The 13,019-nt window shown below is 74.5% G+C and carries 10 protein-coding genes; 5 read left to right on the top strand and 5 right to left on the bottom strand.

Going from position 1 to position 13,019, the window contains the following annotated elements; translation table 11 throughout:
• Position 1 precedes the first annotated feature (1 nt).
• The gene (locus tag HNR61_RS05010) at positions 2-196 is read left to right on the top strand and encodes a hypothetical protein (RefSeq protein WP_182841839.1); all 195 of its coding nucleotides are present in this window, start codon (positions 2-4) and stop codon (positions 194-196) included.
• Here HNR61_RS05010 and HNR61_RS05005 read toward each other — a convergent pair whose 3' ends face one another.
• Genes HNR61_RS05005 through HNR61_RS04995 form a run of 3 tightly spaced genes read right to left on the bottom strand, consistent with a single transcriptional unit; the run spans position 197 to position 2,309 of the window.
• The gene (locus HNR61_RS05005; RefSeq protein WP_182841838.1) at positions 197-1,054 is read right to left on the bottom strand and encodes an alpha/beta fold hydrolase; all 858 of its coding nucleotides are present in this window, start codon (positions 1,052-1,054) and stop codon (positions 197-199) included.
• Complete coding sequence (locus HNR61_RS05000; RefSeq protein WP_182841837.1) at positions 1,026-1,517, bottom strand: hypothetical protein; 492 nt, start codon at positions 1,515-1,517, stop codon at positions 1,026-1,028. The genes HNR61_RS05005 and HNR61_RS05000 overlap by 29 nt, the downstream gene beginning before the upstream one ends.
• 27 nt (positions 1,518-1,544) lie before the next feature.
• A complete protein-coding gene (locus HNR61_RS04995; protein WP_182841836.1) occupies positions 1,545-2,309 on the bottom strand; it encodes a DUF6928 family protein in 765 nt (254 codons plus the stop codon).
• 131 nt (positions 2,310-2,440) lie between these two features.
• Between HNR61_RS04995 and HNR61_RS49045 the strand changes: the two genes are divergently transcribed.
• Entirely contained in the window at positions 2,441-5,662 is a 3,222-nt protein-coding gene (locus tag HNR61_RS49045; protein ID WP_182841835.1) for a carboxyl transferase domain-containing protein, read from the top strand.
• A 26-nt stretch (positions 5,663-5,688) separates the two neighbouring features.
• Complete coding sequence (locus HNR61_RS04985; protein ID WP_182841834.1) at positions 5,689-6,357, top strand: TetR/AcrR family transcriptional regulator; 669 nt, start codon at positions 5,689-5,691, stop codon at positions 6,355-6,357.
• Between the two features lie 128 nt (positions 6,358-6,485).
• Here HNR61_RS04985 and HNR61_RS04980 read toward each other — a convergent pair whose 3' ends face one another.
• Both HNR61_RS04980 and HNR61_RS04975 read right to left on the bottom strand, forming a co-directional pair.
• Positions 6,486-9,569, bottom strand: coding sequence for a S8 family peptidase (locus tag HNR61_RS04980; protein WP_182841833.1), 3,084 nt, complete (start codon positions 9,567-9,569; stop codon positions 6,486-6,488).
• Between the two features lie 263 nt (positions 9,570-9,832).
• Positions 9,833-11,032: an epoxide hydrolase family protein gene (locus tag HNR61_RS04975; protein ID WP_182841832.1), complete on the bottom strand. Its 1,200-nt coding sequence runs from the start codon at positions 11,030-11,032 to the stop codon at positions 9,833-9,835.
• 140 nt (positions 11,033-11,172) lie between these two features.
• Here HNR61_RS04975 and HNR61_RS04970 point away from each other — a divergent pair, with 140 nt between their 5' ends.
• Entirely contained in the window at positions 11,173-11,919 is a 747-nt protein-coding gene (locus HNR61_RS04970) for an SDR family oxidoreductase (protein WP_182841831.1), read from the top strand.
• A gap of 91 nt (positions 11,920-12,010) precedes the next feature.
• Positions 12,011-12,931: a lysophospholipid acyltransferase family protein gene (locus tag HNR61_RS04965; protein WP_182841830.1), complete on the top strand. Its 921-nt coding sequence runs from the start codon at positions 12,011-12,013 to the stop codon at positions 12,929-12,931.
• Positions 12,932-13,019: the final 88 nt, after the last annotated feature.

Below are 13,019 nucleotides of genomic sequence, written 5' to 3'. Positions count from 1 at the left end.
CATGCGTCCCGCCCGGAGCCTCACCCCCACGGAGGCGGCCCCGTGGCTGGAACGGCTGCGGACCGCCTGGCCGCACTGGGGCATCGTGTACGACGGCACGGAGTGGTGGGCGTTGCTCACCCTGAACGGCCGCCGCACAACGCTGCGCGCCCCCTCCGGCATCGAGCTGGAAACGCGCATGGAGGCGTTCCGCTGATCAGGTTTCGCGCGCGCGTGCGAGGAAGTCGGTGATGAGCCGGGTCACGTCGTCGGGCTTCTCCCGCACCATGTCGTGACCGGCGTCCAGTTCCACCACCCGGATGTGGGGGTGCGCCTCGGTGATGGGCGCAAGGTCGCGGCGCACCCCTCGGCGCAGGGCCGCCATGAGTTCGCCGCCGGGCATGCCCGGCGGGTCCTGGGTGGCCAGGACGATCAGGGCGGGGCACCGGACCTTCGGCAGCGACGGGACGGCGTCGCGGAAGTGGGGCGAGTACCGCACGGCGGCCAGCAGGTCCGGGCCCGGCCGCCGGTAGCTGTCACCGTCGAGCGTGGCCACGGCGCGCGGCGGCAACGCGGCGACCTGCTCGGACGGCACCGGCCGGGCCATCGCCGCCTGCTGCGCGTCGAACATCGCCTTCAGCCGCGCCAGCTCGCGTTCCACCAGGGCCGGGTCCAGGCCGGGGTAGTTGCCGGGCTCGTTCTCGGCCGAGCGCAGGCCGTCGAGGTTGACGACGGCCGGGCACTCCGGATGGCGCGCGGCCCACAGCAGGGCCAGCATCCCGCCGAGCGACTGGCCGACGATCGCCGGTGCGCCGAGGCCCAGGCGGTCCACGACCGCCTCGATGTCGTCCAGGGCCGCGTCCCACTCCCAGGGGGCGTCGCCCGACAGGCCGTGCCCGCGCAGGTCCATGGCGACCACGCGGTGGGCGGCCGTCAGCGGCGGGGCCACCTCCCGCCAGGCGTCCAGCGTGCCGCCCAGGCCGTGCAGCAGCAGGACGGGCGGGCCGTCGCCGCCGTGGTCGCGCACGGCGAGGGGGATCGTGTGGTCAGTGAGGGTCACGTCGTGCTGCGACACGTTGCTCCTTGGGGAGGTTGAGCCGGGCGCGGATCGACGCGGTCGTCACCCCGCCGTCGGGGTGACGATCGAGTTTCGCGCGCTTGACCAGGTCGTGGACGCCCTGGCGGGTGATGCCGAGCATCGCCGCCGCGGTGGCGGAGCCCACCGCCTCCGCCCCCGGGTGGCCCGCCCGCCGCGCCACGGCGCGGCCGAAGGCGGTGCGCCACCACGCGTCGGGCGGATCGAACGGCCCGTCGCCGGGGAACAGCGCGGCGATCAGCCGCGCGGAGGCCATGACGGCCGTGCGGTCGTCCGGGCCCAGCAGTTGCGCGGCCCACACCTCGGCCTGCACCCGCAGCCGTTCCCGAACGTCACCCACGTCGTCGCCGGGATCCAGCAGGATCTCCAGCGGATCGACGATCCGCGTCTCGACCAGGCGCGTCAGCTCGCGCGCCAGCTCCACATGCTCCGCAGTACCCACTTGACGAACATTAGCAAGTACTTGCCATTAGCCGTCAAGTAGCCGATCGTCCTCCTGCCACGTTCCGTCCGGGCCCAGGGTGAAGACCCGTGGCGGGCCCATGGACTCCATCGCCTTCGCCATCTCGGCCTCGCGGGCGGCCTGCTCCTCGCCCGTGGGGTCGAACACCCGGAAACCGCGCACCGGCACGGTGGAGGCGTCGATGTCGTCGTTCTCGGGAGCTCCCTCAAGGATGAAGCCGAACAGTGCCCGCAACGCGTCCTCGCCCATGTCGAGCGGGTGGAACGGCAGCGGGTAGGGCTCCCCGTCGTCCCAGGCGGGATCGGGTTCGACGGGGTGCTCGCCCGCCCAGTACGGCAGCTCGAACGGCAGCGGCTCACCGATGTCCTCCATGACGCCGCTGTCCGGGGACAGGCTCAGCGAGCGCACCAGCGCGCCGTCCTCCCAGACGGAGAACGCGAGCCAGTCCACCACCGAGTGCATCGAGTGCGTGATGATCCGCCGTCCCTCGCCGAGCGTCAGCAGGTGCTCGGGCAGCTCCGACGGATGGTCGAGCATGAACCGCCGGCTGCACAGCACCTCGGCCCCCGGCAGCACGGTGGCGTAGGTGACGTCGTCGGGCGGATAGGTCGAGTACGCCAGCGCCCCCTCTTCCCCGGGCTCCACCGCGTGGTCCGGGTGGACCCGCCGCACCAGCGCCTCCACCCCGGCCGGGTCCGGGCGCGCCGCGCGCCTCAGCAACGGCCGGACGTCCCCGTCGGAGAACGCCAGCAGCCCCGTCTTCGCGCCCATGCGCCACTCCCTCTCCTCGCTCCACGAACGAACGGGCCGCACGCTACCCACCGCCACCGACACCCTTGCGGAGATCACCGCCCGCCCCCAAGATGTCGTTGACGTCAACGTCAACGCGCAGGTGGGAGCCGATGACCGGGATCCTGGTGGCCAACCGAGGTGAGATCGCCGTGCGGGTGATGCGCGCGGCCGACGCGCTGGGACTGCCGAGCACGGCGGTGTTCGCGCGGGACGACGCCGCGTCGGCGCACGTCAGGCGGGCCGGGTCCGCCCGCGGGCTGCCCGGCGAGGGCGTCGCCGCCTATCTGGACGGCGCGGCGGTCGTCGAGGCCGCGCTCGCCGCGGGGTGCGACGCCGTCCATCCCGGCTACGGGTTCCTGAGCGAGAACGCCGGGTTCGCGCGCCGCTGCGCCGAGGCCGGGCTCGTCTTCGTCGGGCCCCGGCCCGAGGTGCTGGAGCTGTTCGGCGACAAGGCGCGGGCCAGGGACGCCGCGCGCGAGGCCGGGATCCCGGTGGTGCCGGGGACGACCGGGCCGACGACGCTGGAGCAGGCGCGGGCGTTCGCGGGCGAGCACGGGGCCGTCATGGTGAAGGCCCTGTCCGGCGGCGGGGGACGCGGGATGCGCGCCGTCTACGACGTCGGCGAACTGGACGAGGCCTACGAGCGCTGCCGTTCCGAGGCGCTCCAGGCGTTCGGCGACGGCGACCTGTACGTGGAGCGCCTCGTCGAACGCGCCCGCCACATCGAGGTGCAGGTCGTCGGCGACGGCACCGGCGTCGTGCACCTGTGGGAGCGCGACTGCAGCGTCCAGCGCCGCCACCAGAAGCTCGTCGAGATCGCCCCCGCCCACGGCCTCCCCGGCGACCTGCGCCGGCGCGTCCTCGACGCCGCCACGGCGCTGGCCGGGCGCGTCCGTTACGAGGGGCTCGGCACGGTCGAGTTCCTGGTGCGCGGGGACGAGTTCTGGTTCATCGAGGCCAACCCCCGGCTCCAGGTCGAGCACACCGTCACCGAGGAGGTCACCGGCGTCGACCTCGTCCAGACGCAGATCCGCCTGGCCTACGGCGCGACGCTGGCCGACGTCGGGCTCGCGCGCACGCCGCAGGTCCGGGGCGTCGCCGTCCAGGCCCGCGTCAACGCCGAGACCATCGATCCCGACGGCACGCCCCGCGCCCGCGCCGGGACCCTCACCGCCTTCACCCCGCCCTCGGGCCCCGGCGTGCGCGTCGACACCTACGGCTACACCGGGTACCGCACGAGCCTGCGCTACGACTCCCTGCTCGCCAAGGTGATCGCCTGGGGTCCCGACCAGGACGCCGCCCGCGCCCGCGCCGAGCGGGCCCTCGCCGAGTTCCAGGTCGAGGGCGTCCCCACCAACATCGGCCTGCTGCGCGCCGTCCTGCGCCACCCCGGCCTGCCCGGCGCCGACACCGCCTTCGTCCCCGACCACCTCGCCGAGCTCCTGGCCGCCGGGCACCGCCCCCTCCTCACCGCCCCCGAACCCCTCCGCGAGGAGACCGCGACGCGGACCCCCGCGCCCGAGGGCACCGTGCCCGTCCCCGCCCCCATGCAGGGCGTCGTGGTGGGCGTCGAGGTCGCCGAGGGCGACCGCGTCCACCGGGGCGCTCCCCTCATGGCCCTGGAGTCCATGAAGATGGAGCACGTCGTGCGCGCCGACGCCGGGGGCGTGGTCCGCCTCCTCAACGCCGCCAAGGGCGACCTCGTCGACGAGGGCGCGGCGCTGCTGTTCCTCGAACCCGCCGACGTCCCCGACCGGGCCGCCGCCGAGCGGGCCCCGGGCGGCGACTGGTCCGCCGAGGTCGCCGAGATCGGACGCCGCCGCGAACTGGCCCACCGCATGGGCGGCCCCGCCAAGGTCGAACGCCAGCACGCCACCGGCCGCCTCACCGTCCGCGAGCGCGTCGCCGCCCTCGCCGACCCCGGCACCTTCCAGGAGATCGGCGCGCTCACCGGCTTCGCCGACCACGACGACGAGGGGAACCTCACCGGCGTCCTGCCCGCCAACTTCGTCGCCGGGACCGCCCGGATCGACGGCCGCAAGGTGGTCCTCGGCGCCGACGACTTCACCGTCCGGGGCGGCTCCGGCGACGCCGCCATCCACGCCAAGCAGGTCTTCGCCGAGCAGTACGCGCGCGAGATGCGGCTGCCGGTGGTGCGGCTGCTGGACGGCGCGAGCGGCGGCGGCAGCGTCAAGATGGCGATGGAGGCGGGCTACTCCTACGTCCCCGTCAACCCCGCCTGGGACGCCGTCGTGGACAACCTGTCCCTGGTCCCGGTCGTCGCCGCCTGCCTCGGGCCCACCGTCGGCCTCGGCGCGGCCCGCCTGGTCATGTCGCACCTGGCGGTCATGGTCGAGGGCGTCGGGCAACTGTTCACCGCCGGACCCCCGGTCGTGCGCGGCGGGACCGGCGAGGACCTCACCAAGGAGCAGCTCGGCGGGGCCGCCGTCCACCGGGGCAACGGCACCGTCGAACGCTTCGTCCGCACCGAGCCGGAGGCGTTCGAGGTGATCCGCGCCTTCCTGTCCTACCTGCCCGCCAGCGTCTTCGCGACCCCGCCCGTCACGGCCGGCGCCGACTCCCCCGACCGCCGCGCCGACGACCTGCTGTCCGCGATCCCCCGCGACCCCCGCGCCCCCTACCGCCTCGGCCCGATCCTCGACGCGGTCTTCGACGCGGGCTCGGTGTTCCGGTACGCCGAGTACGGCGGCGGGACGGTCACCGCCCTCGCCCGCCTCGACGGCCACCCCGTCGGGGTGATCGCCGCCGACCCGTTCCGCGGCGCGACCATGTCCGCCGAGGGCGCGCAGGCCGTCACCCGGCTGGTGGACCTGTGCGAGACGTTCCACCTGCCGATCGTCAGCCTCACCGACCAGGCCGGGATGACGATCGGGTCGGCGGCCGAGCGCCGCGCCACCATCCGCCACGGGGCCCGCGCGATCACCGCCGTCTACCAGGCCCGCGTCCCCCAGGCCGAGCTGATCCTGCGGCGCGTGTACGGCGTCGGCGGGGCCGGGATCGTCAACCGGCACCGCGCCGTCCGGAGCTGGGCGTGGCCGTCGGGCGACTGGGGCTCGCTGCCGATGCGGGGTGGGGTGGAGGCCGCGTTCCGCGCGCGGCTCCAGGACAGCGACGACCCCGAACGCGACATCGCCCTCATCCGCCGGCGGCTCGCCGCGGTGGCGTCCCCGTTCCGCACCGCCGAGCGGTTCGGCGTGCAGGACCTCATCGACCCGCGCGACAGCCGCCCCCTGCTGTGCGACTGGGTCCGCGACGCCTACCGGCTGCTCCCCGAGCTGACCGGGCGGCCCGCGTTCGGCGCCCGGCCCTGAGCCGGGCGAGCGTCTACCCTGGTCCGATGGCACCGGCGAAGACCCCCTGGGCGGCCCGCACCGTCCGCGCGGGGCGCGACAGCGAGACGCGCACGCTGCTGCTGGACAGCGCGGCGCGGGTCTTCGCCCGCCTCGGCTACGCCCGCACCACCATCGCCGACATCACCGAGGAGGCGCGGGTGTCCCGCGCCACCTGCTACGTCTACTTCGCCTCCAAGGCCGACGTGTTCCGGGCGGTCGCCGGGCGGGTGCGCGACGCGTTCCTGGCCGCGCACGAGGTGCCCGGCGTGGACGCCGACGACCCGCACGCGCTCGCCCACGAGTCGATCACGGCGCTGCTGGCCGCCTACGCCGCGCACCTGGAGCTGATGACGGTGATCGAGCACCAGGCGCTGGCCGACCCCGAGATCCAGGAGATCTGGCGGGAGATCCGGGAGCGCCCGGTCCGCCGCGCCGCCCGCTACATCGAACGCGTCACCGCGCGGGGCCTGGCCGACCCCGCCGCGCCGGGCCGGGCCATCGCCGAGGCCATGGCCGGGGTGCTGGAGCGGTTCGCGCGGATCGTGACCGCCGATCCCGCCCGGCACGACGAGGTGGTCGCCCAGGTCACCGCCATGTACCTGCGGCTGCTCGGTGTCCCTCCCAACGCTCCGGCCGCACCTGGAGATCACGGGTCGGCGACGGCCCGGACGTGAGGCGGCCATCCTTCGAGGTCGGACGGTGGCCGTGCCGCGGGACACGGCACCAGACCGCCGACCTCGCACTCATGCGCCTTTTCGGAGCGCGCTGAGTGCGGGATCGGCGGATGTTCCCCGGCCGTGGCCTAGGAGATGGCGTACGCCCGGATGACCGTCTGGTCGACGGCGTTACCCGCCTTGTCGGTCATCGCGGCCTTCAGTGAGACGAACCCCTGAGCGGGGTTGGTCACCCGGGCCACCCAGCCACGGCCCTTCACCGTGAGTGCCAGTGGCTTCCAGGTGCGGCCGTCGTCGGTGGACGCCCACACCTTCAGGTTCTTGACGGCGACCGGCCCGGTCCCGGCCACGGCGTCCACCGAGATCGGCAGCGTGGTGGCCGACCCGCCCCGGGCGCGGTTCAGGCCGTCCAGGCCCCTGGGCGCGAACCGGATCGAACGCAGGGGCAGCGGCGTCGGTTTGCGGGTGGTGGAGGAGGCGAACCGCCACTTGACGTCGACACGGGTGGACAGTGGGCTGTCGGAGTCCTTGCGGGTGCCCGACGCGGTCACCGTGTAGTCGCCCGGCCCGGCGGGCACGCTCGCCCTCAGCTCGCCCTCCCTCAGCGGCACGGTCTTCAGCGCCTTGCCGCCGCGCAGCAACTTGATCGTTCCGGTGGCGCGGTCGTCCCACCCTCCACGGCCGGGGGTACTGTCGCCATAGAGCGCTCCGCCCAGGACGGCGATCTCGTCGCCGTCCCGGGAACCGAACGGCGTCCGGACCTGGTTGACCACCCCGGCCACCGACGGGCCGATCACGGCCGTGTTCCAGGTGCCGGTGTTCGCGCGGCCCTTGACCCATGTCCGGGCATCGCCGGTGATGTATCCGGGTTCCCCCTCGCCGTAGTAGAAGGAGGCCCACCACCGGAAGCGCGGGTCGGACGTCACGTACAGAGTCTGGGTGGACGGTGCGCTCACCGGCCAGACGGGTATCAACGCGGGGCTGATGCCGGGCATGTCGGCCACCAGCGAGAAGTATCCGGTGGTCGGGCGTCCCTGCCCCTTGACGGTCTGGGTCACCTTGGCCATGTCGGCGGTCCGCGCGGCGTAGGCGGGATCGGCGGGCAGCCCCCCGTGGCGCAGGTCATACGCGTCGAACCGGGTCGGCGGCGTGCCCGCGGCGCCCTGCTTCATCCAGAAGAGGTGGTGGTAGTAGGTGAGGCCGGGGTCCTTCACCGGGAACAGTCCGTTCTTGTCCGGTGGGCAGTCGGTCAGCACGGTGTATCCCGTGGATTTGCCGTCGCGCTGGTAGGCGAGAGCGAAATCGCGGTACTCGCTGAGTTTGGCGGCGGGGTCGTCGATCGTCGCCGACATCCGCGCCGCCCGGCGCGCGTCCAGGTGCACCGTGGTGTCACGGTCGAGCCGGACCGGGTGGAACGCCATCATCGCGCCGCATCCGCCGCCCTCGGCATCGGCCGGCACGGAGCCCATCAGCCGGTACTCCCCGTCCGGCAGCCTGACCCGGACGGCGCCGTCGCGGACCAGCACGGCCTCCGGCTCGGTCGACATGTCCGCGGGCACGATCCAGAACGGGTTCGAGGCGGGCCGCCCGGCGGCGTCGGTGAGCCTGAGGTCGAGGTCGTGGGACTTGGGCTCGGCGAACGCCCCGACCACGGTGCGGACCGAGACCCCCGGCGCAGTGGCGGTGACGACCCCGCCGTAGACGCCCGGAGGGACGCCCTCACCCGTGACCCGCAGGCCGGCCGCGGCGCTCTGGCCCGGGGGCACCGTCAGCGAGGTGGTGACCAGCCCGAAGACGTTCCGGCCGGTCGGCCGGTCGGTCCGGAGCTCCAGCTTCAGCGTGACCGGCCGGTCGGTGGAGTTGAAGTAGCCCAGTTCGCGGGTGACCGGCGCGGGTCGCTTCGACCAGCGCAGGTACGTGGACACGTTGCCGGATTCCGGTACGACGCCGGTGGCGACCGCCCTGGCCACGTCGATCCGGCCCGAGCCCTGGTGCGGGGCCGGGGCGCCGGGGGTGGGCGCGGCCGAGCCGATGAGGGCCGCCTTCAGGCGGCCGCCCGTCCAGGTCGGATGCCGCTGGGCCAGGATGGCTGCCGCACCCGCCACGTGCGGGGTGGCCATCGACGTGCCGGACGCCGTGGCGTATCCGCCGCCCGCCCGCGCGGCGGTGATGTCGACGCCGGGAGCGGTGACGTCGGGCTTGATCGCGCCGTCCACCCGCCGGGGGCCCCGGCCGGAGAAACCGGCGACGCGGTCGTCACCGTCCACCGCGCCCACCGTGAGCGCGGCGTCCGCGGCGCCGGGGCTGTCGAGCGTCCGCGCGCCGGGCCCGTTGTTGCCGCTCGCGATCGTGAACAGCGTGCCCGTCCGGGCGCTCAGGTCGTTGACGGCCTTCTCCACCGGGTCGACGCCGTCCTCGTCCGGGGCGCCCAGGCTCATATTGATCACCTTGGCGCGGACCTCCGTCGCGGCCCACTCCATCCCGGCCAGGATTCCGCTGTCGCTTCCGTTCCCCTCGTCGTCGAGCACCTTGCCGACCGCGAGCCTGGCGTCCGGGGCGACCCCCTTGTGCCTGCCGCCGGAGGCCGCTCCGGAACCGGCGATGGTCGAGGCCACATGGGTGCCGTGGCCGAGCTTGTCGGCCACGTCCCGCGGTCCCGCGTCGGTGAAGCCGCGCGACCGGGTGACCACGCCCTTCAGGTCCGGGTGGCCGGCGTCGTAACCGCTGTCGAGGACCGCGACCGTGACGCCCTTGCCGGTCAGGCCCTGGCGCCAGGCCTCGGGGGCGCCGATCCGTGGGACGCTCTTGTCGAGCCGTGCCGTGCGTTTGCCGTCGAGCCAGAGCCTGGCGACGCTTCCAGCGGCGAGTCCACGGCCCTTCTGGCCCGCCAGGGTCCGCCACACGGAGGCCGCGTCCTTCTTGGGCACCGCAGCGGTGTCCAGGCCGAGGGACGGCAACGACCGCCGACCGGCGAGCCCGGTGACCTGCGCGGAACGGACGCCACGGGCGTTCTCGACGATGACGGGCACCGCGTTCCGGTGGGCGTCGTCGTACCGCCAGGCCACCAGCCGGGTCACGTCGAACAACCGCCGGTCCACGCGCCCTTCGCCCACCAGGCGCGCCGCGTCCTTGGGGATCACGTAGCGGTGCCCGCGCACCGTGAACACCTGGAACGTGACGCCGGACCGGCCCGCGCCCGGGGTCACGCTCACCCGGCCACCGCTGACCCTCACCTTGTCACCGGTGATGAGCGTGACCGTTCGAGCGGAACCCGGCGGCGCCACGGCGGACGCGCTCACCGGCGTGCCGAAGGCCGTACCCCCCGCCGACACCGCGAATCCCGCCACCGCCGCCAGTGCCGCCATGGACGGGCGTGATCTTCGCACGTACACCTGACCTCCCGGGGGTTCTCATTTCTGAATCACCCCGAGATGTCCGGCACCACGTGATCGGCTACACGTGATCCAGTGGAAGATCAGGTGCCGCTGGGACGCGATACCGAGCGCAGCGGGCGCAGGAACGTCCGCAGGTCGCTGACCAGCAGGTCCGGGGTCTCCATCGCCGGGAAGTGCCCGCCCCGGTCGTACTCCGACCAGTGCGCGATCCGCCCGTCCGGGTCCATGAGGCTCCGGATCGTGGTGTCGGCGGCGAACACCGCCACCCCGGTCGGCGGCCCGGCGGGCATCTCCCCCCGCGGCTGGTGCGCGGCCATCTGCCTCCACGCCTGCACGCCCTCGTGGACGGCGTGCGCCGACGACGCGCCCGCGCCGCTGAACCAGTACACGCTGACGGCCGTCAGCAGCCGGTCCCGGCCCACCGCGTCGTCGGGCAGCTTGGCGGCCGGGTCGGTCCACTCGTGGAACTTCTCGGTCATCCAGGCGAGCTGCCCGGCCGGGGAGTCGTTGAGCAGGTAGCCGAGGGTCTGCGGGCGGGTCGCCTGGATGTGCAGGTAGCCCGAGCCCTCCTCGCGGAAGGCGTTGAAGCGCTCGGCGCGCTCGCGGTCCCGGCCGGTGAAGGCGCCCGGGTCCAGCGGCGGCCCGAACGGCATGCCCGCCGTCGTCCCGGTCAGGTGCGTGCCGACGATCCGCCCCGGCGCGAGCATCGGCAGCATGCCGACCACGCCCGTCCCGGCGTCGGTGCCCTGCGCGGCGTACCGCCCGTAGCCGAGCCGGTCCATCAGCCCGGCGAACGCCTGCGCCACGCGGAACAGGTTCCCCCAGCCCTCCCCGGCCAGCGGCGTGGAGAAGCCGTAGCCGGGCAGCGACGGGATCACGACGTGGAACGCGTCGGCCGCCTCCCCGCCGTGGGCGCGCGGATCGGTCAGCGGGCCGATCACGTCCCGGAACTCCAGCGGCGAGCTGGGCCAGCCGTGCACCAGCAGCAGCGGCAGCGCGTCGGGCTCGGGCGACCGCACATGCAGGAAGTGGACACGCTGCCCGTCGATCTCGGTGGCGAACTGCGGGATCCCGTTGAGCTCGGCCTCCTGCGCCCGCCAGTCGTAGCCGGTGCGCCAGTACTCGGCCAGCTCCCGCAGGTAGCCGGGCGGGACGCCGCGCGCCCAGTCCTCCCCGGCCGGGGAGGCGGGCCAGCGGGTCCTCGCCAGCCGTTCGCGCAGGTCGTCGAGGTCCTCCTGGGGAATCTCGACGCGGAACGGACGGATGTCGGTGATGTCCATGCCGCGACGTTAGAACGCTCCACCGTCCGCACGGCGGTGTTGGCCGGATCCGGCAAGCCGCCGGCCGCCGCCGACCCCCGCCGGCCGTGCCGCGGGGCCCGTACGCTGCGCGTCCGCCCGGGGACGATAGCCTCTCAAGAGTGAATCTTGGACTCAGCGGCCGACGGGCCGCCGTGGCGGCCGCCAGCAGCGGCCTGGGCTACGCGGCCGCGCGAACGCTGGCCGCCGAGGGCGTGCGGGTGGCGATCTGCGGGCGCGACCGGGACCGGCTCACCCTGGCCGCCCGGAAGCTGGGCGAGGGCGCCCACCCGGTCGTCGCCGACGTGTCCACGCCCGAGGGCGCGACCGCGTTCGTGCGCGAGGCTCAGGACGCGCTGGGCGGCGTGGACATCCTGGTGACCAACGCGGGCGGGCCCCCGCCCGGCGGGTTCGCGGCCACCCCGCTGGACGCCTACCAGTCCGCGATCGACCTGAACCTGATGTCCACGGTGGCGATGTGCAAGGCCGCCGTGCCCGCCATGCAGGAGCGCGGCTGGGGTCGGGTCGTGGCGATCACCTCGATCACCGTGCGGCAGCCGATCCCCACCCTGATCCTGTCCAACACCGCCCGCGCCGGGGCGACCGGCTTCCTGAAGACCCTCGCGCTGGAGGTCGCCAAGGACGGCGTCACCGTCAACTCGCTGCTGCCCGGCTTCCACGCCACCGAGCGGCTGCGCACGCTGCGCGGCGGCGACTGGGAGCAGGTCGCCAGCGAGATCCCGGCCGGGATCGTCGGCGACCCCGGCGACTTCGGGGCGTTCGTGGCGTTCCTCTGCTCCGAGCAGGCCAGGTTCGTCACCGGCAGCGCGATCCCGGTGGACGGGGGCGAGTACGCGGGGCTGCTGTGAGGAGCCTCACAGCGGCCGCCACCAGCACGTTTGTAAGTAGGCACTGACCCGCGTGTCAGGCGCCCGGTCGGTTTCGCCTAGCATGCGCGCCATGGCCTCCCCCGCTGACTGGACCCCGCCCCCGGCGCCCCTGATCCGCGCCGCCGACCTGGCGCTGGAGCCGTGGCGCGCCTGGACCTCCCCGGTCTTCCACGGCCTGGAGAACCTGCCCGAGAGCGGGCCGGCGCTGCTGGTCGGCAACCACACCGTCTACGGGATCGTCGACGCGCCGCTGATCTTCTTCGAGATCCACCGGCGGCGCGGCGTGTGGGTGCGTTCGGTGGCCGACCACGCGCACTGGATGGTCCCCGGCTGGCGCACGGTCATGGACCTGGGCGGATCGGTGGACGGCACCCGCGACAACTGCCGCGCGCTGCTGAACGCGGGCCAGATGGTCGTGGTGTTCCCCGGCGGGGCCCGGGAGGCCACCCGCGGGCGCGACCGGCTCTACCGGTTGCAGTGGGAGGGACGGCTCGGCTTCGCCCGGCTGGCGGTGGAGGCGGGCTGCCCGATCGTGCCGTTCGGGACGGTCGGCGCGGAGGAGATGTTCACGACCGTGCTGGACCCCGACAGCCCGCTGCTGGCCCCGGGCCGCGCCCTCGGCCGGCTGCTGCTGGGCGAGCGCGGCGCGCGCGACGACGTGATGGTGCCGGTCACGCGCGGCATCGGCCCCACCCCGATCCCCCGCCCCGAACGCCTGTACTTCGGCTTCGGCAAGCCCATCGACACCGCGCCCTGGCGCGGCACGCACGACGACGACCTGGCGGTCACCGAGGTGCGCGACCTGGCCCGCAAGGCCGTCGAGGAGATCATCGACGGGCTGCGCGCCGAGCAGGCCGCCGACCCCTGTCGCACGCCCCTCGGCCGGATCGGCCGGAACCTGTCGCGCGCCGCCCGCGCCGTGCCCCGCGCGGTGCCCAGCGCACTGCCCCGCGCACTGCCCCGCGCACTGCCGGGCCTGATCGGACGCTGAGGGAACGCGGGCCACGGAACCGCCCCGCACGGTCCCGTGGCCCGCGCCCTTCCCCGCACGCCGCCCGGCCGGGCCGGGCGGCGCGAGC

The organism is Actinomadura kijaniata, assembly GCF_014138665.1.
GTDB lineage: Bacteria > Actinomycetota > Actinomycetes > Streptosporangiales > Streptosporangiaceae > Spirillospora > Spirillospora kijaniata.
The sequence above is the reverse complement of the archived record's forward strand: the minus strand, read 5'-3'. Positions and strand labels throughout refer to the sequence as shown.

Excerpts from the sequence above, each read along its gene's own strand:
- HNR61_RS04985 (WP_182841834.1), top strand. The coding sequence starts at position 5,689 with ATGGCACCGGCGAAGACCCCCTGGGCGGCCCGCACCGTCCGCGCGGGG.
- HNR61_RS04965 (WP_182841830.1), top strand. The coding sequence starts at position 12,011 with ATGGCCTCCCCCGCTGACTGGACCCCGCCCCCGGCGCCCCTGATCCGC.
- HNR61_RS49045 (WP_182841835.1), top strand. The coding sequence starts at position 2,441 with ATGACCGGGATCCTGGTGGCCAACCGAGGTGAGATCGCCGTGCGGGTG.
- HNR61_RS05010 (WP_182841839.1), top strand. The coding sequence starts at position 2 with ATGCGTCCCGCCCGGAGCCTCACCCCCACGGAGGCGGCCCCGTGGCTG.
- HNR61_RS04975 (WP_182841832.1), bottom strand. The coding sequence starts at position 11,032 with ATGGACATCACCGACATCCGTCCGTTCCGCGTCGAGATTCCCCAGGAG.
- HNR61_RS04995 (WP_182841836.1), bottom strand. The coding sequence starts at position 2,309 with ATGGGCGCGAAGACGGGGCTGCTGGCGTTCTCCGACGGGGACGTCCGG.